The following is a 24,398-nucleotide window of genomic DNA, read 5'->3' as shown; positions in this document are numbered from 1 at the left end:
CGGGTCAAACGAACCGCGGAGGCGCAGAGGTCGCGGAGATGAGCGCGGAGGGACGAGGGAAATGTGTGTGGGCGTGAATCGAGCTGCCTCGTGATTGAGAGAATCTCTGCGGACTGCTCTGCGACCTCTGCGCCTCCGCGGTTCGTTCATATCAAGTAACTAGATCTCCCTGGATCGCGCGGCGGTGGTAGAGGAACTCGAAGAGGTTGCCTTCGTGGGGTTGTTCCCATTGGACGCGGTTGGTGGGGTAGGGACCGAGGTTGAGGCGTTCGATGTCGGGGCTGAGGAGCAGCTGCTGGATGAAATCCGGATCTTCTGTGAAGGCGGAAACGACGAGGGTCTGGCCGATGTTCTCGAGCATGTCCTTTTGCGGGATCTCGACGATGCTCGCGTAGGGGAACATGAACTCGGTGTTGGCGAGCGGGTGTTCGGGGTCGCTGCAGGAAACGAGGGTCGGCTGGAGGTAGGTCTGGTCGAAGGCCCCGACCTTGCGCTCGCCGTCGCGGTGCCGGGCCGTGAGGTCTTCGGCCCCGGGCTCCTTGAGCTGGGAGGTGATGAGGTCGTCGATGCCGTCGGCCATGGCGGGGTTGGCGAAGCCGCAGAGCAGGGCCTGCTCGTCGTCGCGGGCCAGCGGCTTGATCTCGGCGAGACGCCGGGCGATGGCGTCGGCGAGTTCGTCGCGGTGACTCGGGACGAGGATGGCCGAGGTGTTGATACATGAGCGGCCGCCATTGGCGGAGATCGACTGGACGATGACGTCGAGGAACTCGGGCCAGCGCCCGATCATGTCCTCGCCGATCAGGATCTTCGAACGGCCGGTGCCGTGGACGGAGATGCTGGGGAAAGCGGCGTATTTCTTCAGCGTCGTGTCGTTGCCGAAGGCGATGCCGCGGCCGCAGCAGGTGAGGATGGTGTCGCCGCCCTCGTGGGTGGTCGGGTAGAAGCCGAAGGCCTCCTTGGGGAAGCCCGCTTGGATCATCGCCTGGACGATGCGCAGCGGCGTGAAGGGATCCTCGCGGCCGGGCTTGAGGAGGACCGGGATTTTCATCACCGGGGCGGGGATCCACAGCGAGTTGACCGCCGGGGCGTTGCTGGGCAGCGAGACGCCGAGGGAAGTCGTGGCGGGGTAGTAGTTGACGGCGAGGTCGGTCAGGGAGGCGAGGCCGCGGTCGAAAATCTCCAGCGGCAGGTTGCGGGTCAGGCCGTTGATTACGGTGCGGACCTGCGACATCGCGGCATGGATCTTACCCATGTTCATGCGCACCAGCGAGTGGGGCAGGCGGGTGAGGGCGGAGAGGGATTCGATGTACTGCCGCGGCGACTGGGTCGCGTCGCCGCAAGGAAGTTCGGCATGGAGGAAGAGCTCGGCGGCCTGCTCGCAGTAGCTGGCCAGGGTGTCGGCGGGGATGGCGTCGAGGGCCGCTTTCGCCTCGGCGATGCGCAGCAGGTCGCGGCGGATCAGGCCGGGATTGGCGGTGTGGGTGACGAGCGTTTCCCCGCCGCCGAGATCGAGTTCGACCTGGTCGTAGCTCTCGTAGGTTTGGCCGAGGCGGAGGATGGGGATGTTCATGGAAGTGCCGAGTGATCGGTGATCAGTGAGCAGGGGTTGGATCAATAGACACCCTCGATCACGGTCTTGGTTCCGGACTGGAACGGGCGGACGTCGCCGACGCCGTCCCAGGGGAATTCGTCGCAGGGGCGGCGGCGGATGGCTTCGTCGCGTTCGAGGAAGCGGGGCATGAAGAATTCCTTCGTCATGGTGGTGAGCTCGACGCGGCCGTATTCGTCGTAGGGCATGAGCTCCTCCGGGGCGTCCGGGTTGACGATGCGCAGCACGGCGCGGGGCTGGGGGGCGTGGTAGGTGAGACTGTATTCGCCGGGACCGCGCTTTTTGCTGATGGCGAGGCCCATCAGGGTGTTGCCGTAGGTGGGTGCGAAGTTGATTTTCCCCTCGAGCACTTCCTCCTCGATGAAGCGGACATACTGCGGGGTCATGGTGGTGCCGCCGGCGAACACGCCGCGGATGCCGGCATCGGCCAGCGACATGCGCTCGGCGAGGGACTCAAGGAGCTTGGGTGTAGTGAAAAGGCAGCCGATGTCGCGGTGGCGGATGATGGTGGCGGCCTGGTCGATGACGTGCTCCTGGTAGAGCTTGGCCATCTTCATTTCGCCCATGCCGATGAGGCGCTTCACCCAGCGGGGATCGAGGTCGATGAAATAGCACGCGCCGCCGCGGATGTTGGCGAGGTGCTCGATGGCCATGCGCAGGCGGCGCGGGCCGGTCGGTCCGACCATCAGCCAGTTCGCTTTGCTCGGGAAGAAATCGGGGCCGTAGTGGTCGGAGAACTCGGTGTAGTCGGTCTTGTAGTCGTCCCAGCCGATGCGTTGCTTCGGCATGCCGGTGGTACCGCCGGTCTCGAAGACGTTGTAGGGCCGGTCGCCGAAAGCCTTCGGGATGAAGCGGGCGGGGTCTTCCTTGCGCAGGATCTCGTCGTCGAAGAGGTCGAACTTCGAGATGTCCGCGAAGCACTGGACGTCCTCGAGCGGGTCGAAACCGAAGGTCTTGGCGCGGTCGAGCCAGTAGGGGCAGCCGGTTTCCGGAGAAAAGTGCCACCGCACCATCTCGCGGGTGTGGGCGTCGAGTTCGGCGGAGGCTTGTTCGGGAGTGAGCGGGGATGACATGGTCTTACGCGAAGAACTTGCGGAGGGTGGCGTCGGCGGGCTTCGGCGTGAGCAGCGAGACGACCACCAGGGAAATGGCCGAGGCGGCGACGATGAAGGTGACGGGCATCATGCCCGCGATCAGCAACTCGTCCTCGGCCCCCGGCGGCTTCACGGCGATGATGTCGCGGTAGAAGAGCACGCTCCAGGTGACGGCGGTGACGAGGATGCAGGCGATGGCGCCGAGCCGGGTGGTGCCTTTCCAATACACGGCGCCGACCACCAGCGGGAACAAGCCGGCGAAGCCGCTGAAGCACCAGACGCCGAGGTCGAAGACGTGGGCGCTGTTCATCAGCGAGACCGAGAGGCCGTAGGTGATCGCGACGATGGCGAGGATGAAGCCGCGGGCGATCAGGACTTTCTGCGAATCGCTGAACCGGTCCTCGCCGAACTTCTTCAGGACGATGTCCTTGGTGAACATCGTGCCGAGGCACATGAATTGGGAGTCGAGCGATGACATGATCGCGGCGAGCACGCCGGCGCCGACGAGGCCCGAAAGCACGGGAGAGTGGACGAGGCTTTCGACCATGCGGCCGAGGATCGAGTTCGGCGACTGGCCGGGTCCGAGCGGCCCGACGTGGGCGGCAGCCCAGATTCCGATGAGGATGCAGGGCACCCAGACGATCATGATGAAGATCGGGTGGGCGACGACGGTGAGCTTGAACGACTTGGCGCTCTTCGCGGTGAGCCAGTGCTGGAAGAGGTGGGGAAACATCCCGACGGAAAGCGGGATGAAGCAGTAGGTGAAGAACTGGGCCTGGCCGATGAGTCCCTCGCGGGCGGCGCGGGGTTTCGCGAACTCGCTGTCGAGGACGGCCTGGCTGGCAGCGGAGAGGCCCCCGAGGCGGCTGGAGATCATCCAGAAGGCGATGACCCCGGTGATCATGAAGACCAGAGTCTGGAAGGTATTCGCCCAGACCGCGCCGCGCAGGCCGCCGAAGAACACGTAGAACAGCACGATGCCGCAGATGATCGCGCCGCCAAGCTCCGGGGGAATCCCTCCGCTGAGGGGGTGAGGGTTGCCGTTCGGAAGGTTGAGCGCGAACTGCTCGGGGAACATTCCCTTGGTCGAGGCCTGGATGAATTTTCCGGCGGAGATGACCCCGACCAACAAATACGGGATGAGCAGGAGGATGAGGATCGGGAACAGCAGGTAGCCGAGGCCCTGCGAGTCGAAGCGATTGCGGAAATACTCGCACTGGGTCAGGTAGCCGTGGCGCTTGCCAACGGCCCACAGGCGGATGCCGACGAGGAAGAAGACGGCCGAGTGGATCAGTCCCGACCAGGAGGCCATCAGGCCGTAGGTGCCGATTCCGGAGGTGTAGGCCTTGCCGGTGGAGCCGACCAAGGCGAAGCCGGTCATGGTGGTGCCGAAGATCGACATCAGCAGCAGGAACGAGCCGACCGAGCGGTTGACGATGAAGAAGTCCGCCGAGGTGCCCTTCGAGAAGCGGTTGCTGATCACCCCGAGACCGATGAGCAGGGCGAGGTAGCCGATGATGATGTAGAGGGAGGTCATGGAGTGGCCCGCTTCGCGGGAGTGCCGGGTGAAAGATGAAAATTACGAAGTGGAAGGCCGTCTGCCTCAGTCGTTGGGCTCGTCAGCCCACTTCTCGATCGATTCCGGCCAAGCGAATCTCGAGACGAGATACCAGAACAGGCCGGCGACGATCGAATAGCCGGCATGGTAGGCGAGGCCAATGGGCAGGAAGCCGAGGACCAGCGTCGTGTTGTCCCAGTTCCACGCGTCGTGGTGGAGGGCGAACAGGACGACGAAGGCGACGATGGAGATGAGGACCGGCTTTCTCATGATCACTTTTTCCCGATGGCGTAGAGGTGGGTCATCGTCGCGATGTAGAGCACGTCGTTGGCGACGACCGGGCTGGAGTAAATGGGCGCGCCGAAGCTGGCGGTTCCGAGCTCCTTCTTTTCCCGGGTCGCGGCGAGGATGTGGAGTTCGCCGTCCTCGGTGGGCAGGAAGACCTTGCCGTCGGCGACGAGGGTGGATCCCCAGATCCGCGATTGGGTCTCGTGAACCCAGAGCTGCTTGCCGGTCTTGGCGTCCAGGCAGTGGAGGTCGCCGTCATACTCGGCTTGGAAGACGAGGCCGTCGGCGATGCTCGGGGTCGAGATCGACCGTCCGATGTCATCGAAGGTCCAGACGGCCTTGCCGGACTGGTCGCCGGTCTTGGAAGCGTCGACGCAGCTCAATCGACCGACCCCGTCGCCGTGCTCGGGGTCCTGGCCGATCACCACGTAGGCCATGCCCTCGTGAAGCACGGTGGTGCCGATCACTTCGGACGGACCACGGTAGGTGGCGTACTTGATCGGCTCGCCGTCCTTCTTGCGATATTCGGGAGGGTTGCCGTCGTAGCGCCAGAGTTCCTTGAGCACCTCGATGCCCTCCTCCTCGTCCATCACCGGCTTGGGCTCGAAACCGTAGGCGAAGCCGTCGCCGCCGCCCCAAACGATCATGCCCTTGCCGCCGACCTTGCCGAAGGCCGGCGACGACCAGGACGCGTGGAGAACGCGGTCGGAAACCCCGGAGATTTCTTCCCCGACAAGCTTGCCGGTGTTCGCATCGAGCGCGATCAAGGACGGCGCGAGAGGCGCGGGGATGTTGGTGTGCGACCAGTCGACGCCGTTGGAGGTGGCGGTGTAAAGGATGCCGTCGACCACCATCGGGGAGCAGGACGAGACGTTGTGAGGGAAAATCCCGACCTCCTCGCGCATGTCGTATTTCCAAAGGATGTCGGCGTGCTGGTCGCCAATTTCGACCGGCTTGCCGTCGGCGGACATGTACTTCGCCTCGTCCTTGAAGGGGCCGTCGTTCCCGTTCGACATCCCTTTCGTGTCGAGACAGAGGACCTCGCCGCGGTTGGTCACGACCCACGCCTTGTCGCCCTCGATGCAGGGCGACGAGCAGAGGCCGACATACTCCCAGTCGCTCACCTTGCCGGCGCCGAGCTTGGGAATGATGAGCTGCCAGAGGAAGCTGCCGGTCTTCTCGTCGAACACCATCAGGTTGCCGCGGTCGCCGGTTTGGTTGGGATCGCGGGGGGACTCGTTGTTGGTGCCGACGTAGACCTTGCCGTCCGCGATGACGGGATTGCCGTAGGTCTGGGAGCCCAGCTTGACCGCCCAGAGGACGTTCTTGGCGGTGGCGAGATCGGGTTGCTCGTTGTCGTCGACCTCGCCGGCCTCGATCTCGCTGGGGATGTTCTTGGCGTCGGCCACCATGTTGCGGTCGGCGGTGCGGCCCCACATCGGCCAGTCGGCGGCGAACACGGGAGTGCAAAGGGCGAGAAGGAGAAGGGACGATTTCATGGTGTGGGCAAGTTACTTGGCGTTGCCGGGTCGCTTGGACCGCAGCGGGATCAGTTCGGATTGGAGCTGCTTGAAAGCGGCGGGCGAGAGCCCGTAGCGGAGTTGCTGGTCGGGCCCGGCGATGATGATGTCCTGGCAACCGAAGCAGATCAGCGCGTGGATCTCCTTGCGGCCGGCGCGCCAGTTGACGGACCAGTCGGGATGGAAGCCTCCGCAGCGCTTCTGCTTCCACTCGAGGTAGCTGCCGGGGTCGGCGAGCAGCTTGCGGAGTCGATCGACGCGGCCGGCGTCGGGCTTGAGGTCGGGCTTGTAGAACGGGAAGTCGGCCAGCTTGCGCGTGTCGCGGCGCTTCTCTTCGGCGGGATACAGGTGAGGTTCCTTGGCGGGGTGGGGCAGGCCTTCGGAAACCGTGAGCACCTTTGATCCGGTGATGGCGGCGCGTTCTTCCTGCGAAGCCTCGACCGGTGGTTCCTCGTGGGGATGCGCGCCCGCCAGAGCCGTGGAAACGGCGGCGAGAAGGGCTGGGCGCGCGAGGTTCATGAGGACGGATGGTGGCGGTCAGTCGGCCGGGCTCAGCTTGATGTTGTCGATGTAAACACGCTTCTGGGCCTGCGGGGAGAAGGCGAAGACGGCGGGAGCGCCGTGGGGGTGGGCCTTGGTGAGCGGAACCTCGATGGTCCAGGCCTCGGGTTCCTCCTCGCCGCGCGGCCAGGCCTTCGCGAAGACGGTGCCGGTGCCGTCGGGACTCGCCTTCACCCGGGTCTTCAGACGGTACCAGGTGTTCGGCTTGATCGGGAACTTGACCGACTGCTTGACCCGCTCGTGGTTCGACGAGACTTCAAGGATCTGGGCGTTGCCGACCAAGGCGATGAGATACCGCTGGTTGACGAAGCCGACCGTGGACATGATGCGGCGGGTGCCGTCGGTCATGACATCGCCCTCGAGCACGTAGTCGTGCATGTCGGTGGCCCCGAAGAAGTTGGTGGTGCGCTGGAACAAGATGTTGTCGAGCCGATTGGCGAGGACCTTCGAGCCGTCTTTCTCAAGCACATACCATTTCACCCGCGCGCCGAGCCAAGGGAGCGGCGGGAAATTCACGGCTTCCTCCGGGTTGAACTCGTTCTTCATCGAGAGCTCGATGCCCTCGAAATCCTCGGCGTAGTTCATGCCGGCGACAACGCGGCCGCGGGTGATGGCGGAAAGGCCGCCGACGGTGACCTTGAAAGCGCCGGCGGAGAGCTTCGCGTCCGGGCCGGCCTTGAGAGTGTTGCCCTCCCAAGTCGCGTCGACCTGGGCTTTCACCAGGGCGGTGGGCGGCACGAAGACTTCCCACTTCTCGGGCGTGACCTCCTTGACCCGGCGACCATTCGAGTCGAGCCCGTGGACGGTGAAATCGACCGACTCCCCGGCCTTCATCACGAACTCGGCGGGAACGACCTGCAAGGCGGTGATTTCGGTGCCGGCGGGAGTCGCGGCGGTCGCGGGAGCATCCTTGTATTCTCCCTCCTTCGAACCGAAGCAGAACAGCTTCTCCTTGCTGAAGACGTAAATCTTTCCGGCCCAGATCGCCGGGGCACCGAGGCAGTTCGCTCCGAGCTCCGCCTTGGAGAGATTCACGGGCTTCTCCCCCGAAACGTCGACCACGTGCACCGAGCCGTCGTGCATCGGCACGTAGAGCTTGCCATCGGCCCAGGTCGGCGAGGCGTGGATCTGGTCGTGGCCGAGCTTCTCGGACCAGAGGGTTTTGCCGGTCTTGGCATCGACGCATTCCAGGGTGCCGGTGGAAACGGTGGAGAAAACCTTGCCGTCGGCGAGCACCGGCGAGCTGGAGAACGCGCAGAGCTCCTCGTTGCGCCAGATTTCGGCATCCTTGCCGAGGACGATTTGTTCCTTCGGATAGGTGGTCGGAATCTTGATGCAGACCAGCCGCCCGGTGGTCGAGGCGTCGGTATTTTCCGCGCCGTGAACCGCGATCAGCCGGTCGTCACCATCGAGCAGGATCTGCGAATTGACCCCGCCCTGCGAAAGCTGGAAGCGCCACAGCGGCTTGCCGGTGTTGGCATCGACGCAGACGATATTCCCGCAGCCGGTGCCGGCGTAAAAGACGTCGTGGCCCTCGAGCTTGGCGAAGACCGGCATCGCGTAGGAGCTGTCGACCGGCCTGATCCCGGGCGTCGAGTCCCAGACCAGCTTGCCGGTCATCTTGTCGAAGGCGTAGAAGCGGTCGGCGGCCGGGCCGGTGGCTCCCCAGTTGGCGGTGACGCAGTGGAAGATGACCAGATCGCCGAAGACCGCGGGGGAACCCGAGCGGCCGTTGGGGAAGGTCAGGCGGCCGTAGTCTTCCATCAGCGAGATCTCCCACAGCTGCTTGCCGTCGCGGGTGTAGCCGACGCAGCGGCCGTTGGAGGTCTGGAGATAGACGTTGCCGGTGGCCGGATCGACGATCGGCGCGCCGATGGCGTAGCGGTTGTAAACGACGTCGCTGATGTAATCGGAAAAGCGGGCCTCCCACTTCAGCTCGCCCGTCACCGCGTCGAGGCAGGTCAGGGACTCCTGGGTCGCCTCGCCGGTTTCGCCGTAGTAGCCGAACGCGTAGAGCAGTCCGTCGGCAATCACCGGGGTGCCGGCGCCGTGGACATCGAAGGTCCACAGCGGGGCGGAGGGATCGAGCTTCCCGGGGAGGTCTTCTTCAAGGGAAACCCCGGAATGCAGCGGGCCGCGCCAGTTCAACCAGCCGGATACGTCACCGAAGGAGGGAAGCGTGAGGAGCAGGGTAAGGAGGAGCGGTCTCATGGGAATGACAGTTTCAGAACATGGTGCGGACGCGCAGGCCGAAGATCTGTGGGTCGCCGGGGGCTCCGGCGAACACCTGCGGATTGACGAAGGTGTAGTATTCTTCATCCAGAAGGTTCCGGCCGTAAAGGGCGATGCTGAAGTTCTCCCAGTTGTAGCCGATCTCGGCGTCCCAGTTGAAGTAGGCGTCCTGGGTGAAGGTGGTGGTGTTGGCGGCGTCGTAGCGGGTGGGACCGCTCACCCGGACCGAGGTCTGGGCGTAGAAGCCGCAGTCGAAGTCGTAGCGGATGCCGGCGCTGCCGGTGTATTCGGGGACGAAGGGCACCTTGCGGCCGTTGTAGTAGGTGGCCGGATTGAAAGGGCTCTGGTAGGAATCGAACTCCGCGTCGACGTAGCCGAAGCTGCCGCGGACGGTCAGGTGATCGGTCGGGGTCCAGGCGAGGTCGAGCTCGACGCCGCGCGAGGTGACCTCGTCGGCGTTGACGATGACGAAGTTGGTGGAGTTGGGGACCGACTCGTTGAACTGGTAGTCGTCGATCTGGTCCCAGAAGCCGCGGAGCCCGACGCGGAGGTCGTAGGCCGGGCAGTCGTACTGGATGCCGATCTCGTTCGACCAGTTCTGCTCGCGGTCGAAGGCGGCGAGCGCGAGGGTGTCGGCGTAGGCGGAGTAGCCGGAGGGCTTGTTGCCGATGCTCGAGCGGACGAAGACATCGACCGCGTCGGTCACGCCGTAGGTCACGCCGAGGGCGGGGGAGACGAACCATTCATCCTGGCCGCCGCGGACCGTGGTGTTTGGAATGCCGAAGTTCGGTACCGTGGTGGTCCGCATCACTCGGTCGATCTCCGATTCGTGGTAGTCGACCCGCAGGCCGGCATCGACGGCCATGCGGTCGGTGGCATGCCAGGTGAAATTGCCGTAAGCGGCGAGGTTGAGCTGCTCGATCGAGAAGTTGGTGTCCTCGATGATCGTGGCGGCCACCGGGAAGAAAACCGGGAACTGGCGGGAGGCCAGGCCCTCGTTTTCGATCCACATCTGGAACAGCCCCGCGCGCCAACTCACCGGGGTGGCGTCGTCATTGGACGAGAAGCGGAGCTCGTTGGAGATCAGGTCCTGGTGCTGCGTGATGGTCGAGCGGGAGTCGGCGAAGCCGTTGAACGGGTTGGCGAAGGTGAGGTCGAGGTCGACGGTCGACGGGTCGAGATCCCAGGTCTGGTAGCTCGAGATGGTTTCGATTTTCCCCCAGTCGAGGTCCTTGCGCGAGTGAATGGAAGTCTGGTAGCGCTCCAGGTCGGTCGCGCCCGGGAAGTCGGAGGAGTCGGTGAACGGGTCCGGGCTGAACAGCGAGGTCAGGCGCTGGGAGCCGTCGTTGATGGTCTCGGCGTAGAAGCGCAGCCGCAGCTCGAAGTCATCGCAGGGATTCCAGTAGAGGTTCAGGAGTCCGCCGCTGGCCTCGCGGTCATCGAGCTCGGTGCCGTAGAAGGCATTGCGGACATATCCGTCGCGCTGGTCGTGGAAGAGCTGGAGGCTGTAGGAGAAATCCCCGCCGAGGGGGCCGGAGGTGAGCAACCCGAGACCGACGTGGTCGTAGGATCCGTACTCGGCGGTGAGTTGGGTGACGTTTTCGTCGCCGGGGCGCGGGGTGAACATTTCCACCATGCCCGCGGCGCCGTTGCGGCCGAAGTAAGGACCCTGCGGACCGCGGTGAACCCGGACCTCGGAAAGCTCGAGCAGCTCGGACGGGTAGCTGTACGCGTCGCCCAGCGGGACATCGTCGACGTAGAGGCCGAGTGCCGGCGGACCGAAGAAAAGGGTGTTGGTCGATCCGCGCATCGCGACGACCTGGCCGAAACCCCGCGAGTCGGCCGAGACGATGTTGAAGCCGGGAACGAGTCCGGTGAGGTCGGAGAAGGAGCGTGCCTGGAACAGCTCCAGCGAATCCCGGGAAATCACGCTGACAGCGGAAAGTTCATCCTCGACCCGTTCCGCCTCGACGATGGTGGGGTCGAGCAGGTCGGCATCCTGGGCAAGCAGGGCTCCGGAGAATGCGAAGGCGAAGGAGGCGGAACAAAGGGGGCCTAGGGTGGTGGACATGCGGTTTTTTCGAGGATCGTGACGGGAGTCTGTGAATGGATGGGGACGGGTCAATCCCAAGCTGGCAACTGCTTGTCATCGGAACTTTTCGAGCAACCTTTGCCGACTAACAGGGGTTGCTTGCGATTGTCAGGACGTGTTCGCACCGGTTTTCTTCCAACAATTTTCATGAAAATCCTCCATCTCCCGATTTCGTTCGGCCTGGTTGTCGCCGGGTCCCTCTCTCCATTGGCGGCCGCGGATGTCCCGGCCTGGCGCAACGGTGGCAACGGGCTCTACCCCGGGGCGCAGCCCGCCCTCGACTGGACGGACGCGTCGCGGGTGGCGTGGGAAAAGCCGCTGGCCGCGCCCAGCAACGGTTGCCCGATCCTGGTCGACGGGAAGCTGTTCTTCACCGCCGAACCCGCGACCCTGGTCTGCGCGGATGCCCAAAGCGGGGAGATCCTCTGGCAGAAGCCGAACGAATACGTCGATCTGATCGAGATGACGCCCGGCAAGCGGGAGGAGATCGAGGCCGCCAAGGCGAAGGCGGCGGAGCTGAGCAAGCAGACCGAACCGCTGGAGCGGGAACTTTACCGGGCCCAACGCCGGATGCGCCGGGACCGGGGGAACCAGGAACTGCGGGCCGAGGTCGAGGAGTTGAGGAAGCGGATCGACGACCTGAAGAAGACCCTCGGGCCGGTGGGGCAGGCGATGGACAAGCCGCCCGCCCATGATGTGAACGGCTACTCGTCCTACACCCCGGTCTCCGACGGGAAGCGCGTCTGGGCCTGCTTCGGGATCGGCGTGGTCGTTTGCTACGACCTCGACGGCAAGCGCCTTTGGCACAAGCGGACCGACAACCCGGACCACGACTGGGGCGGCGCCACCTCGCCGACCCTGGTGGATGGCAAGCTGATCATCCGCTTCGGCGACTATGTGGCGCTCGATCCCGCGGACGGGTCCGAACTCTGGCGGGCGCCGGCCGGCGGCGTGACCTTCAATGCCCCGGCGAGCTTCGAGGTTGCGGGCAAGCACTACCTCTACACCTGTCGAGGCGAGCTCTTCCGGGTGAGCGACGGCAAGAAGCTGCCCTCACAGGATTTCAGGACGGACGCGAAGCCGTGGTGCTTCTTCAACACCCCGTCGGTGATCGGCAACCGCATCTACACCGCCCACGGCTGCGAGGGCGAGCAGGGCGACGCCTATTGCCTGGAGATCCCGGCGAGCGCGGAGGCCCTGGAGAAGGACGGTTTGAAGCAAGTCTGGCACACCGAGGTCGACAAGAACCGCTACTACTCCTCGCCTCTCGTCCATGACGGCATCGTCTATCTGATTTCCCGCGAGTACTGGATGCAGGCGCTCGATGCCGCCAGCGGCGAGGTCTTCTACAAGGAGAAGGTGAAGGGCTTCACCGGGACCGCCTACCCGAGCCTGACGCTGGCGGGCGATGTGATTTTCGTCGGGGCGGAGGATGGCAACGCGGCGTTCGTGAAGCCGGGCAAGGATTTCGCGGAGGTCTCGCGGACCAAGGTGGAACCCTTCCGCAGCACGCCGATTTTCGACGGCGATCTCTGCTATCTGCGGACGCAGGAGAAGCTGCGCGCGTTCCGGTCGGAGTGATGCAACTTGCCGCCGCCGGGAGTTGGCCTAGGATCACCGGTCATGAACAGGATTCCGCTTCTCTCCGCCGCCTTGCTTCTGCCTGTCGTCTCGCATGCCCAGGACTGGCCCCGCTATCTCGGGCCGGACGGTGCTGCGAAGATCGAGGGGACCCTCCGCACGGACTGGAAGGACAACGCCCCGAAGGAACTCTGGCGCAAGCAGCTCGGCCAGGGCTGCACCAGCTTCGCCATCTCCGGCAACAAGGTGGTGGTGATGGGGAACAAGGACAACACGGACATCGTCTGGTGCTTCGACACCGCCACCGGTGACGAGGTGTGGACCTACAAGTATCCCGAAAAACTGGACCCGAAGCTCTACGACGGCGGGCCGAACTGCACGCCCACCATCGACGGGGACGTGGTCTACACCCTCAGCCGGACCGGTAACCTGTTCTGCCTGGCGATGGCCGACGGCCAGCCGAAATGGCACAAGCACTACCAGACGGACTTCAAGGGCAAGGCACCGAGCTGGGGCTACTCGGCATCGCCGTTGGTGCAAGGAGACCTGCTCTATTGCCTGCCCTGCGCGAAGGACGGCGGCGTGTATGCCCTCGACAAGGCGACAGGCGAAGTGCGTTGGAAATCGGGTGACAGCACCAAGCCCGGCTATGCCGCACCGGTCTTCTTCGACTACAAGGGCAAACCGGCGCTGGCGGCCTTCCACGGTCGCGAGCTGGTGGCCTACGATCTCTCCGCCGAGGGCAAGCCGCTCTTCGATTTCACTTGGCGGACCTCTTACGACATCAACGCCAGCAACCCGCAGTATCACGACGGGATGATGTTCCTGGCTTCGGGATATGGCATGGGCTACACCGTGATCGATGTCGCCGGCGGCAAGCCGACGGTGCTGCACAAGGAAGAGGACACCCGCATGATCTTCCAGAACAGCATCCTGGTGGATGGCGACATTGTCGGCGTGTTCGGCGACAAGAACATCGATGCCGAGCTGATCCGCATGGACATGCGCAGCGGGGACATCCGTTGGAAGGAACGGATGCCGGGGACCCGCGGCAGCTCGTTGATGGTCGGCGACACCCTGGTGATCCTCGCCGAGACCGGCGAAATCATTTGCGGCGAGCCGGCCAAGGACGGCTGGACCGAGCACGGCCGGGTCAAGGCGCTGTCGCCCCTTTGCTGGGCCCCGGTTGCGTTCGGAGACGGCAAGATCTTCGCCCGCAGCAACAAGGGCGAGGCGGTCTGCCTGGACGTCAAATAGGCGCAGGCCAACCCCTGGAAAAATCAACGCCGTCCGGAAGTCGCCACTCCGGACGGCGTTTCTCGTTCTGGACCGGAGTCCTTCTGGAGAATCTCTCCCTCCGGGTAACCCGCGGACACCGTTGGGGGGAGCCCCGGTGTCCGAGGGTTTTCCCGAAGGGAAGAAGGAGGGGAAATTCTGAGACCTGTGACGGTCAACAATCGGATAATGTCCGAATTTGCTGAGGAACTCCATTACGTCATCGCGGGGGGCGGATTCCGGGGATGCACCCGTCTCTTCCATGGAGGCGATGGCCGTACAGAAAAAGTCCCCGGACACTAGAGGGGGGAACCGTTCCAGTGTCCGGGGGCCCTTTTTGGGGGGCGCTGTGCTTACTACATGTCCTTAACGGCGCTCATAATGTCCGATTTTGCCCCCGTTCGCCATTACGCGATCGCGGGAAGCGGACCCTGAAGCGGGTGCCTTGGCCGGGACTGCTTTCGACCTCGATGGTGCCTCCGGAGGAATCGGCGATCGACCGCACGATGGCCAGACCGAGGCCGCTGTGGCCCGATCCCTGGGTGCGCGCCCGGTCGATCCGGTAAAAGCGGTCGAAGATCTTAGGCAGGTGTTCCGGGGGAATGCCGGGGCCGGCATCGTGGACCTCGAGTTCCACCCGGTCGTCCCGGACCCCGGTGCGGATTGTGACCGCCGTGCCGGGGGGCGGATGGGAAAGCGCGTTGGAGAGGAGGTTCTGGACGAGGGTGTCGAGCAGCTCGGGGTCGCCGTCGATGGGCGCTGGCTGGAGCTTGCGGTGGATGAGGGTGCCATGGCCGGCAGCCAGGGGCTCCATCCGGTCGGCCAGGCGGTTGGCGATTTCCGCGAGGTCGCAGGGGACACGCGTGCAGCGGTCGTCGGGCTGGTCCTCGCGGGCGAGGATGAGCAACGAGTCGACCAGGCCGCGCATCCGTTGCGCGGCGGTCTGGCAATGGCTGAGGAGTTGCTGGTAGTCGGCCGGTTCGCGCTCGCGCTTCAAACCGCGCTGGGTTTCGGAAAGGATGATCGTCAGCGGGGTGCGCAGCTCGTGGGAAGCGTCGGCGGTGAAGCGCTTCTGGCGCTCGACCGCGTCGGCGAGGCGGCCGAAGGTGTCATTGAGGATGCGGGCAAGCTGGTCGAGCTCGCTGTCGCTCTCGGCGATGGCGATGCGCTCGTCGAGGTTGCCGGCGGCGATCCGGTTGGCGGTGTGGGAGATGGCGTCGATCGGTTTCAGGGCGCGGCCGGCGAGCCACCAGCCCCCGGCGAGGGCCGCCAGCAACAGACCGCCGCCGCCGAGCGCGAGAAACAGCCGGAAGCGTCCGAGCGCGGCGAGTTCATCGCCCATGTCGCGACCGACAGCCAAGGCGATGCCCGGCCCGTGCCGGTGGTGCAGTTCCCGCAGGTGGCCGGAGGTGACGAGTTCCAGGTCGTCATCGGGCGCGAAGGTGGGTTTGCGCAGCCCCGGCGGGGCGTTCGGGGACAGAAAGAGCAGCGTGCCATCCGAATCCCAGAATCCGAGGTAGGGCTCGCCGGCGTCGAAGACCCCGCGGAAGCGCGCCGGCAGCGGGTCGGCATCGCGCAGCGCCAGCAAGGCGGAACGGAGTTCGGCGGACTTCGGCGGCGAGTCGTCCTTCCGCTCCGCGGCCTCGAGGAAGAGTTGGCGGAAGAAGAAGCGCTCGAAGCCGAACAGGCTGCGGTCGATCTGCCGCTGGCGCTCCTCGGCGGCCATGCGGTAGGCCAACAGGCAGACCGCGACGATCAGGGACAGCGAGATGAGGGCGTGCCAGAGCTGCAGCCGCCAGCGGATGGAATGGAACGGCAGCTTCATTCGATGCAGTAGCCGTGGCCGCGGCGGGTGGTAATGAAGTCGGGCCGCACCTTCTTGCGGATGTTCGAAACGTGGACATCGAGCAGGTTGGAAAGCGTGTCGTCGCTTTCGTCGAAGAGATGCTCGTAGAGGACGATGCGGCTGACCACCGAGCCGCGGTGCAGCGCGAGGTACTCGACCAAAGCGTACTCGCGCGGGGTCAGGGGAATGGGGTCCGTCCCCCGGCCGAGGGTCCGCGTCGACAAGTCGAGGACAAGGTCGCCGAGCAGGATGCGGTTGCTGGGCTGGCCGCGGTTGCGCCGGATCAGCGCGCGCAGACGGGCGAGCAATTCGTCGAAGTCGAAGGGCTTGGTGAGGTAGTCATCGGCGCCGGCGTCGAGGCCGCGGATGCGGTCCGGCACGCCGTCGCGGGCGGTGAGCATCAGCACCGGCGTCGCTTTCGCGGCCCGCAGCCGCCCGAGCACGTCCCAGCCGTCGAGCTCCGGGAGCATGCCGTCGAGCACGATCGCGTCGAAGTCGATCTCCAGCGCCATCTCGAGCCCCGTCGCGCCATCGGTGGCGGTATCGACGGCGTAGTTTTCCTCGCGCAAGCCCTCGCGCAGGCTGTGCAGCAGCAGCGGGTCATCCTCGACGACGAGCAATCTCATGGCGCGGGATCATTCATGGCGGAGCGCGTCGATCGGGTCGAGCGCGGCGGCCCGGCGGGCGGGCATGAAGCCGAACAGGATGCCGATGGCGGCGGAGAAGACGAAGGCGATGATGTTGATGGTGGGGTCGAAGATGAACGGGGTCCCGACAACTTTCACCAGCGCATGGCAGAGCCCGTAGGCGAGCAGGATGCCGGCGATGCCACCGATGCACGACAGCGTGACCGCCTCGACCAGGAACTGGAGCAGCACCTCGCGGGCGCGGGCGCCGATGGCGAGGCGGATGCCGATCTCGCGGGTGCGCTCGGTGACCGAGACCAGCATGATGTTCATGATGCCGATGCCGCCGACCAGCAGGCTGACGCCGGCCACCGCACCGAGCAGCGAGGTCATCACCTTGGTGCTGGACGTCACCACGTCGGCAAGTTGCTGCGAGTCGAACACGTTGAAGTCGTCCTGTTCGTTCAGGCTGATGTGCCGCCGCTCGCGCATCAGCAGGGTCACCTCCGCCACGATCTGGGCGCTGGGAAAGCCGTCCTCGCCGGAGATCATCACCTGGCTGACGAAGCGGCCACCCTGGCTGCCGGTCTGCCGTCGCACGAGCGCGGTGTAGGGAATGATCACGTTGTCATCGAGATCGTCGCCGAAACCTCCCTGGCCCTTCGCCGCGGTCACGCCGATCACCGTCGCCGAGTTGTCGCCGAGGCGGATGCGTTGGCCGATCGGGTCGATGTTCTCGAAGAGCTTCTTGCGGATTGTCTCGCCGATCACGCAGACGGAGCTGGCGTTCGCGACCTCTTCCTCGGTGAAGATCCGGCCCTTCGAGATCTCCCAGTTGCCGATTTTGAAATAGTTCGAGGTGGTGCCTTGGACGTCGAAATTCGAGCTGTTCTCCTGGAACACGGCGGTCGCGTTGGATTGCACGAAGGGTGCGAGATCGGCGACGCCGTTGATCTGGGTGCGGATGGCGTCGAGGTCGTCGATGGAGAACTGGTCGACCCCGCGGGAGAACCAGCCCTGGCCGGGGCGGAGGATCAGGAGGTTGCTGCCCATCTTGGAGATTTCGCCCTTGATGGTCTCGGTGGCACCGCGGCCGAGGGTGACCATGGTGACCACTGCGGCGACGCCGATGACGATCCCGATCACGGTCAGGAACGAGCGCGTGAGGTTGCGGCGGATCTCGCGGACCGCGATCAGCAGGGCGTTGAGGAGCATGTTGATCATGCGTCGGCGGGGTGGGGTGGGGCCGCGTGGCCGTTCTGGAAGTCGTCGGAAATCAGGCCGTCGCGGACGTGGATGACGCGCTTGGCGTAGGCGGCGACGTCGTCCTCGTGGGTGACCATGATGATCGAGATGCCGTGGTCGGAGTTGAGCCTGCAGAGCAGCTCCATGATCTCGCGGGTCGTCTTCGAGTCGAGGTTGCCGGTCGGCTCGTCGGCGAAGAGGGTTTCCGGGCTGGTGACGATGGCGCGGGCGATGGCGACGCGCTGCTGCTGGCCGCCCGAAAGTTCGGCGGGCGTGTTCCTCTCCTTGTCCAGCAATCCCACGCTGGCCAGCGCCTGGCGCGCGAGCTCGTGGCGGCGCTTGCGGGTGTAGCCGCGGTAGAGCAGGGGAAGCTCGACGTTTTCCAGCGCGGAGGTCCGGGCGAGCAGGTTGAAGCCCTGGAAGATGAAGCCGAGGGCGTGGCGGCGGATCAGCGAACGCTGGTCCTTGTTGAGCGACTCGACCTCGATCCCCTTGAAGCGGTAGGAACCGGAGGTCGGGCTGTCGAGGCAGCCGAGCAGGTTCATCAAGGTGGACTTGCCGGAGCCACTGGGGCCCATCACGGCGACGAATTCACCGCGCTGGATCGACAGGTCGACTCCGCGCAGCGCCTTGAACGAGGCGGCGCCGGTGCCGTAGACCTTGGTCAGGCCCTGCAAGTCGATGAGGGTTTCGCCGGTCATTTGGTGGTCGGCTTGACGCTGGTGAGCACTTCCATGCCGGGTTCGAGGTCGCCGCCGGTGATCTCGGTGACGTTGTCGTCGGTGACGCCGGTCTTGACCTCGATCCGGGCCGGCTCGCCGTTCTTCAAGACCCACACGCCGGGAGGTCCGCCGGGTCCGCGCTTGGGTCCGTCGCGCCGCCAGCGGCGACGGCCGGGAGACATGCTTTCAACGAGGGTCTGGTCGTCATCGTCGGGCGCATCGAGCGCCTTGTAGAGTTCCGGGTCGAAGCGGAGCGCCTCGTTCGGCACCGCGAGCACGTCCTTCAGGTCGACCACGGCGATGTCGACCGTGGCGGTCATGCCGGGCCGCAACGACAGGTCCTCGTTGTCGACCGAGAGCTCGGTGTCGTAGGTGACGATGCCACCCGAGGTGGCGGCCCCGGCCGATCCGTTGGCGGCCGCGGTCGAAGCCGCGGAACCGAAGGCGACCTTCTTGACGGTGGCGGTGTAAGTGCGGCCCGTCCAAGCATCGACCTCGAAAGTCGCGGTCTGGCCCGCCTTGACGCGGCCGATGTCCGCTTCGGAGACGGAAACCACCAGCTCCATCTTCTTGAGGTCCTCGGCGATGGTGAAAAGGGTGGGCGAGTTGAACGATGCGGCGACGGTCTGGCCCAGCTCGATCGAGCGGCCGAGCACGACGCCGTCGACGGGCGAGCGGATCAAGGCCTTCTGCAGGTCGGTTTCCAGGGCGCCGATCTCGGCATCGGCCCCGGCAACCGAGGCTTTCGAGCTCTCGAGGTCCGCCTCGGCGCGGGCGACGGTGGCGCGCGAGGTTTCCATTACGGCGCGCGACGGCGTCTTGCCGCCGCTCAGTTCCAGCAGTTCCTCCTGGCGGGCGAGCGCCGCCTTGGACTCGTTGAGCGTGGCTTCGGACTGGCTCACCCGGGCCTTTGCGGCGAGCAGGGAAGCGCGGCTGCGTTCGATCTGTTGTTCGAGCTTGCTGGTGTCGAGCCGCAGCAAGGGCTGGTCCTTCTTCACCGCGTCGTTGGTGTCGACGAAGACTTCCATGACGGTGCCGGACAGCTCGCTGCCGATGACGATCTGGTTGGTGGGTTCCAGGTTGCCGGAGGCGGTGACGAGGATGGCGATGTCGGCCTTTTCGACGGGCCGGGTGACATAGGTCGTCCCCTGGTTCACCGCTTCTTCCTTGCGCAGGTAGAAGAAGGCGGCTCCCCCGAGGAGCGCGAGGACCACGACGGGGATGATGATTTTTTTGGCGGGACTGGACGCTTCACGACCGACGATCGTGGCGAGGTCTTCTTCGGCTTGGGGCTTGGACATCGGGGTAGGCAAGGATTGGGAAACGGTTCAGGCGGACCAGCCGCCGCCGAGGGCCTGATAGAGCCGGATGTAGGCGTTGGTGCGGTCGGCTTGGGTGGAAAGGAGGCTGTCTTCGAGGCCGAGCAGCGTGCGCTGGGAATCGAGGACCGAGAGGAAGTCGAGCTCGCCGGCTTCGTACTGGAGACGGGCGAGGCGATCGGACTCGCGGGCGAGGACCGCGGCGTTGCGGATGATCTCGAGCCGTTCCGCCGAGCGCTTGCAGGCGATCAAGGCGTCCTCGACCTCGGACAATCCGGTCAGGACGGTGGCGCGGTAATTCTCGACGGCCTGGTCGGTGGCGGCGGTGCGGCCCTCGATGTTGGCGCTGATCCTTCCCGCGTCGAAGATCGGCCCGGCGAGGCCGGCGACGATGCTGCCGGACACCGCCTGGGGATCGAAGATCTTCCGGGCACTGAGTGCGTTCACCCCCAGCGAGCCGGACAGGCCCAGCGACGGGAAGCGCTCGGCCTTCGCCGCTTCGGTCCGTGCGACCGAGGAAAGCACCTGGTAGCCCGCCACCCGGACATCGGGGCGCTGGCGGATGGTGTCGGCAGGGATGCCGATGGCCAGGCGTTGCGCGGGCACCGGGACGTCGCCGGTCGCGCCGGCCAGCATCGCGTCGAGCGCTCCCGGCGCCCGGCCGCACAGGAGGGCGAGCTGGTTGCGGGCCTGTTCGATCGACTGCCGGAGCGACGGAACGGCGGCCTTCGATTGCTCGAGGCTCGTTTTGGCCTGGTTCTCCTCATACTGGTCGGCCTCGCCGACCTTGGTCCGCCAAGAGACGAACTGGAAGGTCTCCTCCTGGGTCTTGATGTTGCGCTCGAGCACGCTCAGCCCGGCCTCGCTGGAGCGCAGGCGGACGTAGGCGGTGGCGATCTCGGCGGCGAGCGAGGCCCGCACCGAGTTGAGGGACTCCTCGGTCGCGCCGAGGTCGGAGGAGGCGGCGAGCAGGTTGTTACGGTTCTTGCCGTAGATGTCGGCCTCCCACGAAGCGCTGAGTCCGGCGGAGTAGGACTTGCTGGTGGTCAGGCTTCCGCCCCGGGGATCGGTGAAGCCGTGGCCGCCGGAAGCGGAGCCGGAGACGCTCGGGAAAAGCGATGCGGCGGTCGCCTTGCGCGCGGCCCTCGATTCCCTGACCCGGGCCACGGCCGAGGCGATGTCGGGACTGTTGGCGAGCCCGTCCTTGATCAGGCGGCTGAGGGTCGGGTCGTCGAAGGATTTCCACCAGCGGGCGAGATCCCGGTCCGGCGACGCGGCGGGGAAACCGGCGGCATTCTTCCAGGCGGCGGGCACGGGTTCCGCGGGCGGGACGTCGAGCGGCCCGCTGGCACAACCGGCGAGCAGGAGGAGCGGAGCGAGTGCGAGGCACTTCATGGGGCGGACACTGGCAGCTGCTACCTTTAGGGAAGATGAAGACAGCGGGGATTCCCCGCCGTTTCCGCCCTAGCGGAGGAAAAAGCGGTCGGTCCGGGTGTTGTTCTCAGGGTGAATGTCGATCTCGCCGCGGGCGACGGCAACGGAGGAGGAAACGGTGATCTGCCGATCATTCACGGCTTGCTGGACAGGCACGGAGAAGGTGTGGACGGCGCCCGGCGCCAGGGTGGTGGCGGTCAGCGGCGTGACGTAACCGGCCATCCGGATTTCCACCAGGGGATTGATCAGGATGGCGGTGCCGCGGTTCTGGATGGTGAGGTCCAGCTTCAGAGGATTGCCGGGGGCGGTTCCCGTGACCAGGCGCTGGGAGACGATCGCCGCATCCTGCAGGTTCGGGATCCCCCGGTTTATGACGCGGGCGACATTGAGGATGCCGGCGCCGTATTCGGGATCCTGCCCGGGAGCGCCGGCATCGTCGCTGAGCGAGACGACCCAACGCGCCGCGGTCGCCGCATCGAGCCGTTGGCCGGAGCCGTCCGACATCGCCGCCGCGATGGCTCCGCAGACCAGGGGCGCGCTGGCCGAGGTGCCGCTCATCCGCAAGACCCGTCCGCCGCTCCAGGCGGCATCGACGAGATGGCCGGGGGCCGTCAGGGACAACCAGGATCCGAGGTTGGAGAATGCGAGTCGGCGGCGCGTGGCATCGACGGCACCCACGCTGATCACCCCGGCATAGCTCGCGGGGAAGCTGGCCTCCGCGGCGCCGTCGTTGCCCGAGCTGGCCACGATGACGATGCCCGCTTGCTGTGCCATGACGACGGCGGCCGCGATCAGCGGGATGTCGTCCGTCGTGCCGAGCGAGAGGTTGATGAGCTGGGCGCCGGCATCCATCGCCGCGAGGATGCCGGCGGCGATCGCAAAGGCATCGCTGGTGCCGCGTTCATCGACGATCCGCACCGAAATCAGTTCCGCCGCCGGCGCGACACCGCGGACGGGTCCGCCGTTGCCGGCGACGAGCGAGGCCACGGCGGTCCCGTGGCCTTCTGTTTCTCCGGGATCGTCGGGAAAGGGGATGATCTCGATCGACCGGATCTCGGACGGCAGGGCGGGATGGGGCAGGATGCCGGAATCGAGGATGGCGACCTTGACTCCGGCCCCCCACCGGGAGTTGTCGCCATCGATGCCGAGCCAGGGGAGCACCTCGTCGCCGAAGCCGAGGGCGTCCGCGGCCGCTCCGCCACCGGGGCGCGGAGCGGCCGGAAAGCGGCTGAGTGAATCGTAGGTGGTGATGTTTTCGCCATCCAGCAAGGCCTCGAGGTCCTCCTGATGGCCATAGCCGAGGCGCAGGGCCTGCAAGCGGTCGAGGCGGCCAAGGAGGCGGACCGGACTTCCGCCGAGAGCATGGAGGAAGGATCCATAGCTCTCGTCCGAGGGAAATCGGAGGATGACCTCGCCTTCGTTGCAGCTCGCGAAGGCTTCGACGGTGGTGCCATCGGGGAATTCGTCGCGGGGGGCAGCCACGACCGGGCGGGGCGCCGGGACCGGCTTCGGGGTGAAGGCGACCTTGGCCGGGAGCGGCGCTGCCGCGGGCTTGGCGGCGCGACCGCCGCTCGCGAACCACCAGGCCAGCAGGCCGCAAAGGAGGACGAGGGTGGCGGGGAGGAATCGTTGGGTTCGTCGTTTCATCCGTGGCTCCCGTGGCAGTCGATCACCTCAGGGGAACCTCCGTCGCGGCGATCGGTTGCCCCCCACCTCAATGATGCCGCCCGGGCCCAAAATTGCCGGGCATTTTCGGGGCGTAGACCGACTGGAAGAACAGTTGCCGTTCGAACAGCTCGGCGAGCAAGAGCAGCGGCACGGCCGCCCACGGGTAGGCCATCGCCGCACCGATGGCGGCGAAGGCGAGAAGGAAGCGGCCGTTGAGGCTCCGGCGCAGCGGGCCGAGCTGGACGCGGGCGCTGTGGACATCGGCGGTCCAGTCCTCGTCCGCGGCATCCGCCTTGGCCAACAAGCGGACCTCGGGGATCATCTTTGCCACCACGACGGCGGCGAAAAACAGGGCACCGCCGGGCGACGGGTGGACGATGAGATGGCCGAGCGCAGCGAAGGAGAAGACACTGCCGAAGAACCGCCAGGCGGACAGCGGGAAGCGCCACGAAGCGCGGTGGGTGTCGTGATAGATCATCACGCTGGTGAAAACGGCGGCCAGTCCGACGGGGAGTGCCGAGTAGCGGGTCAGAAGCGACACCTGTTCCTTGAACGGGAATTCGGGCAGGAAGGGGAGGGCTGCGAGGATGAGCGGGATCGGCGCGAACAAGGAGAAGGCGAGGATTTCACGCGACAGCCACGAGGTGCGCAGGCCGAGGAAGAAGCGCCAGGCCTTAAGGGGCTGGCCGAGGTGGAGGGTGGCGGCGACCATGCCCAGGTTGAACAGGGCCGCGCCAAGTACGGAAAGCATCGTGGCGGTGGTGATCCCGATGCCCGCGATGGAGAAGAGGGTTTCGCTCGCCGCCGACGGGGCAGCCGCCGCGCAGAGGCCGATGCCGGCTTGGGTGAGCATGAGCATGAACACCAGCGGCCAGTGGGCATGCTGGGGGACCAGCGACTCGCGATCGGCGGCGACGGCTCCGGCGGGGATCTCGCGGCCGACGTAGCGGGTGGTCGGGCGGGTGATCCGGGGGTCGGGCAGCGCGGAGTCCGGATGGTGGAGCGCGGAATGGAACAGGCGGTCGGCCGGCTGGGGCACCGCGACGCTCGACTTGTTGACGGTGACCTTGACGATCCGGATCGCCTCGGTCGGGCAGGCCTGGACGCAGGCCGGGGCTTCGCCCTCGGCGAGGCGCTGGTGGCACATGTCGCACTTGCGGACGATGCCGCGCTTCTTCGAGTACTTCGGGACGTCGAAGGGGCACTTGAGGATGCAGTAGGAGCAACCGATGCACTGGTCGTCCAAATGGCGGACGATGCCGGTGTCGGGTTCCTTCTCGTAGGCACCGACCGGGCAGCCGTTCAGGCAGCCGGGGTCCTCGCAGTGATGGCAGGCGGTGGTGATGGTTTGCTGCCAGCCCGGGGTCTCGGTGCCGCCGTGGATCGCCCCGACGTCCCGCCAGGCTTCGTCGTCGTCGAGACCGTTGAGCGAGTGGCAGGCGGAGACGCAGGCCTTGCAGCCGGTGCAACGGTCGAGCGAGACCTCGAAGGCATACTGTTCGCCGGCCCCGGGCTTGCTGAGGGGAATCAGCGTGCGGTAGTGCGGGGCGAGATCCGGCTCCCGGTCGTGGAACTCCGAGTAGCGGGCGACCGGGGTTTGCAGCGATTTCTGCTCGGCGAGCAGGTCGTCGATCAGGGTTCGGACCTCGGGCGACGGCGCCGGCGGCTTCTTCCCGGAGGGAATCGCAGGCAGGCGCTGGAGGATCGCGGACACGGATGAAGAAGACG

Annotated in this window: 18 protein-coding genes; 2 read left to right on the top strand and 16 right to left on the bottom strand. The window is 65.9% G+C overall.

Translation table 11 applies throughout. From position 1 onward, the window contains the following. Positions 1 to 151 precede the first annotated feature (151 nt). From IG178_RS06545 to IG178_RS06510, 8 genes are all read right to left on the bottom strand, one after another. On the bottom strand, positions 152 to 1,570 hold the full coding sequence (locus IG178_RS06545; RefSeq protein ID WP_193211724.1) for an aldehyde dehydrogenase family protein: 1,419 nt from the start codon (positions 1,568 to 1,570) through the stop codon (positions 152 to 154). A gap of 41 nt (positions 1,571 to 1,611) precedes the next feature. After that, positions 1,612 to 2,682 carry a hypothetical protein gene (locus tag IG178_RS06540; RefSeq protein ID WP_193211723.1) on the bottom strand — a complete coding sequence of 357 codons (1,071 nt, stop codon included), beginning with the start codon at positions 2,680 to 2,682 and terminating at the stop codon, positions 1,612 to 1,614. A 4-nt stretch (positions 2,683 to 2,686) separates the two neighbouring features. Then, complete coding sequence (locus IG178_RS06535; RefSeq protein WP_193211722.1) at positions 2,687 to 4,240, bottom strand: sodium:solute symporter family protein; 1,554 nt, start codon at positions 4,238 to 4,240, stop codon at positions 2,687 to 2,689. 66 nt (positions 4,241 to 4,306) lie between these two features. Further along, positions 4,307 to 4,531: a DUF3311 domain-containing protein gene (locus IG178_RS06530; protein ID WP_193211721.1), complete on the bottom strand. Its 225-nt coding sequence runs from the start codon at positions 4,529 to 4,531 to the stop codon at positions 4,307 to 4,309. 2 nt (positions 4,532 to 4,533) lie between these two features. Next, positions 4,534 to 6,048: an outer membrane protein assembly factor BamB family protein gene (locus IG178_RS06525; protein ID WP_193211720.1), complete on the bottom strand. Its 1,515-nt coding sequence runs from the start codon at positions 6,046 to 6,048 to the stop codon at positions 4,534 to 4,536. Positions 6,049 to 6,060: 12 nt separating this feature from the next. Next, complete coding sequence (locus tag IG178_RS06520; protein WP_193211719.1) at positions 6,061 to 6,588, bottom strand: hypothetical protein; 528 nt, start codon at positions 6,586 to 6,588, stop codon at positions 6,061 to 6,063. An 18-nt stretch (positions 6,589 to 6,606) separates the two neighbouring features. Continuing rightward, on the bottom strand, positions 6,607 to 8,841 hold the full coding sequence (locus IG178_RS06515) for an outer membrane protein assembly factor BamB family protein (protein WP_193211718.1): 2,235 nt from the start codon (positions 8,839 to 8,841) through the stop codon (positions 6,607 to 6,609). 13 nt (positions 8,842 to 8,854) lie between these two features. Next, positions 8,855 to 10,933 (bottom strand): TonB-dependent receptor, encoded by a 2,079-nt coding sequence (locus IG178_RS06510; RefSeq protein WP_193211717.1) that lies wholly within the window; start codon positions 10,931 to 10,933, stop codon positions 8,855 to 8,857. Between the two features lie 168 nt (positions 10,934 to 11,101). Here IG178_RS06510 and IG178_RS06505 point away from each other — a divergent pair, with 168 nt between their 5' ends. Beyond that, complete coding sequence (locus IG178_RS06505; RefSeq protein ID WP_193211716.1) at positions 11,102 to 12,535, top strand: outer membrane protein assembly factor BamB family protein; 1,434 nt, start codon at positions 11,102 to 11,104, stop codon at positions 12,533 to 12,535. A 42-nt stretch (positions 12,536 to 12,577) separates the two neighbouring features. Further along, the gene (locus IG178_RS06500; protein WP_193211715.1) at positions 12,578 to 13,792 is read left to right on the top strand and encodes a PQQ-binding-like beta-propeller repeat protein; all 1,215 of its coding nucleotides are present in this window, start codon (positions 12,578 to 12,580) and stop codon (positions 13,790 to 13,792) included. 394 nt (positions 13,793 to 14,186) lie between these two features. On the opposite strand, the gene IG178_RS06495 is transcribed toward IG178_RS06500, so the two are convergent. From IG178_RS06495 to IG178_RS06460, 8 genes are all read right to left on the bottom strand, one after another. Beyond that, positions 14,187 to 15,635 carry a sensor histidine kinase gene (locus IG178_RS06495; RefSeq protein WP_193211714.1) on the bottom strand — a complete coding sequence of 483 codons (1,449 nt, stop codon included), beginning with the start codon at positions 15,633 to 15,635 and terminating at the stop codon, positions 14,187 to 14,189. After that, the gene (locus IG178_RS06490) at positions 15,632 to 16,282 is read right to left on the bottom strand and encodes a response regulator transcription factor (RefSeq protein ID WP_193211713.1); all 651 of its coding nucleotides are present in this window, start codon (positions 16,280 to 16,282) and stop codon (positions 15,632 to 15,634) included. The genes IG178_RS06495 and IG178_RS06490 overlap by 4 nt, the downstream gene beginning before the upstream one ends. Positions 16,283 to 16,291: 9 nt before the next feature. Further along, positions 16,292 to 17,497, bottom strand: a complete 1,206-nt coding sequence (locus IG178_RS06485; protein WP_193211811.1) for an ABC transporter permease — start codon at positions 17,495 to 17,497, stop codon at positions 16,292 to 16,294. A 5-nt stretch (positions 17,498 to 17,502) separates the two neighbouring features. Then, a complete protein-coding gene (locus IG178_RS06480; protein ID WP_193211712.1) occupies positions 17,503 to 18,228 on the bottom strand; it encodes an ABC transporter ATP-binding protein in 726 nt (241 codons plus the stop codon). Next, positions 18,225 to 19,550 (bottom strand): efflux RND transporter periplasmic adaptor subunit, encoded by a 1,326-nt coding sequence (locus tag IG178_RS06475; protein WP_193211711.1) that lies wholly within the window; start codon positions 19,548 to 19,550, stop codon positions 18,225 to 18,227. Before IG178_RS06475 ends, IG178_RS06480 begins: the two co-directional genes overlap by 4 nt. 27 nt (positions 19,551 to 19,577) lie before the next feature. Beyond that, positions 19,578 to 20,963, bottom strand: coding sequence for an efflux transporter outer membrane subunit (locus IG178_RS06470; RefSeq protein WP_193211710.1), 1,386 nt, complete (start codon positions 20,961 to 20,963; stop codon positions 19,578 to 19,580). A 69-nt stretch (positions 20,964 to 21,032) separates the two neighbouring features. After that, entirely contained in the window at positions 21,033 to 22,649 is a 1,617-nt protein-coding gene (locus IG178_RS06465; RefSeq protein WP_193211709.1) for a S8 family peptidase, read from the bottom strand. Positions 22,650 to 22,716: 67 nt separating this feature from the next. Continuing rightward, entirely contained in the window at positions 22,717 to 24,384 is a 1,668-nt protein-coding gene (locus IG178_RS06460; protein ID WP_343225937.1) for a DmsC/YnfH family molybdoenzyme membrane anchor subunit, read from the bottom strand. Positions 24,385 to 24,398 lie beyond the last annotated feature (14 nt).

It is taken from the genome of Neoluteolibacter marinus (assembly GCF_014904755.1).
Classification (GTDB): Bacteria; Verrucomicrobiota; Verrucomicrobiia; order Verrucomicrobiales; family Akkermansiaceae; genus Haloferula; species Haloferula marina.
The sequence above is the reverse complement of the archived record's forward strand: the minus strand, read 5'-3'. Positions and strand labels throughout refer to the sequence as shown.

Bases quoted from the DNA above. Each gene is read 5' to 3' on its own strand.
- IG178_RS06530 (WP_193211721.1), bottom strand. From the start codon at position 4,531: ATGAGAAAGCCGGTCCTCATCTCCATCGTCGCCTTCGTCGTCCTGTTC.
- IG178_RS06470 (WP_193211710.1), bottom strand. From the start codon at position 20,963: ATGAAGTGCCTCGCACTCGCTCCGCTCCTCCTGCTCGCCGGTTGTGCC.
- IG178_RS06465 (WP_193211709.1), bottom strand. From the start codon at position 22,649: ATGAAACGACGAACCCAACGATTCCTCCCCGCCACCCTCGTCCTCCTT.
- IG178_RS06520 (WP_193211719.1), bottom strand. From the start codon at position 6,588: ATGAACCTCGCGCGCCCAGCCCTTCTCGCCGCCGTTTCCACGGCTCTG.
- IG178_RS06480 (WP_193211712.1), bottom strand. From the start codon at position 18,228: ATGACCGGCGAAACCCTCATCGACTTGCAGGGCCTGACCAAGGTCTAC.
- IG178_RS06495 (WP_193211714.1), bottom strand. From the start codon at position 15,635: ATGAAGCTGCCGTTCCATTCCATCCGCTGGCGGCTGCAGCTCTGGCAC.
- IG178_RS06510 (WP_193211717.1), bottom strand. From the start codon at position 10,933: ATGTCCACCACCCTAGGCCCCCTTTGTTCCGCCTCCTTCGCCTTCGCA.
- IG178_RS06485 (WP_193211811.1), bottom strand. From the start codon at position 17,497: ATGCTCCTCAACGCCCTGCTGATCGCGGTCCGCGAGATCCGCCGCAAC.
- IG178_RS06500 (WP_193211715.1), top strand. From the start codon at position 12,578: ATGAACAGGATTCCGCTTCTCTCCGCCGCCTTGCTTCTGCCTGTCGTC.
- IG178_RS06540 (WP_193211723.1), bottom strand. From the start codon at position 2,682: ATGTCATCCCCGCTCACTCCCGAACAAGCCTCCGCCGAACTCGACGCC.
- IG178_RS06475 (WP_193211711.1), bottom strand. From the start codon at position 19,550: ATGTCCAAGCCCCAAGCCGAAGAAGACCTCGCCACGATCGTCGGTCGT.
- IG178_RS06545 (WP_193211724.1), bottom strand. From the start codon at position 1,570: ATGAACATCCCCATCCTCCGCCTCGGCCAAACCTACGAGAGCTACGAC.
- IG178_RS06490 (WP_193211713.1), bottom strand. From the start codon at position 16,282: ATGAGATTGCTCGTCGTCGAGGATGACCCGCTGCTGCTGCACAGCCTG.
- IG178_RS06515 (WP_193211718.1), bottom strand. From the start codon at position 8,841: ATGAGACCGCTCCTCCTTACCCTGCTCCTCACGCTTCCCTCCTTCGGT.
- IG178_RS06535 (WP_193211722.1), bottom strand. From the start codon at position 4,240: ATGACCTCCCTCTACATCATCATCGGCTACCTCGCCCTGCTCATCGGT.
- IG178_RS06525 (WP_193211720.1), bottom strand. From the start codon at position 6,048: ATGAAATCGTCCCTTCTCCTTCTCGCCCTTTGCACTCCCGTGTTCGCC.
- IG178_RS06505 (WP_193211716.1), top strand. From the start codon at position 11,102: ATGAAAATCCTCCATCTCCCGATTTCGTTCGGCCTGGTTGTCGCCGGG.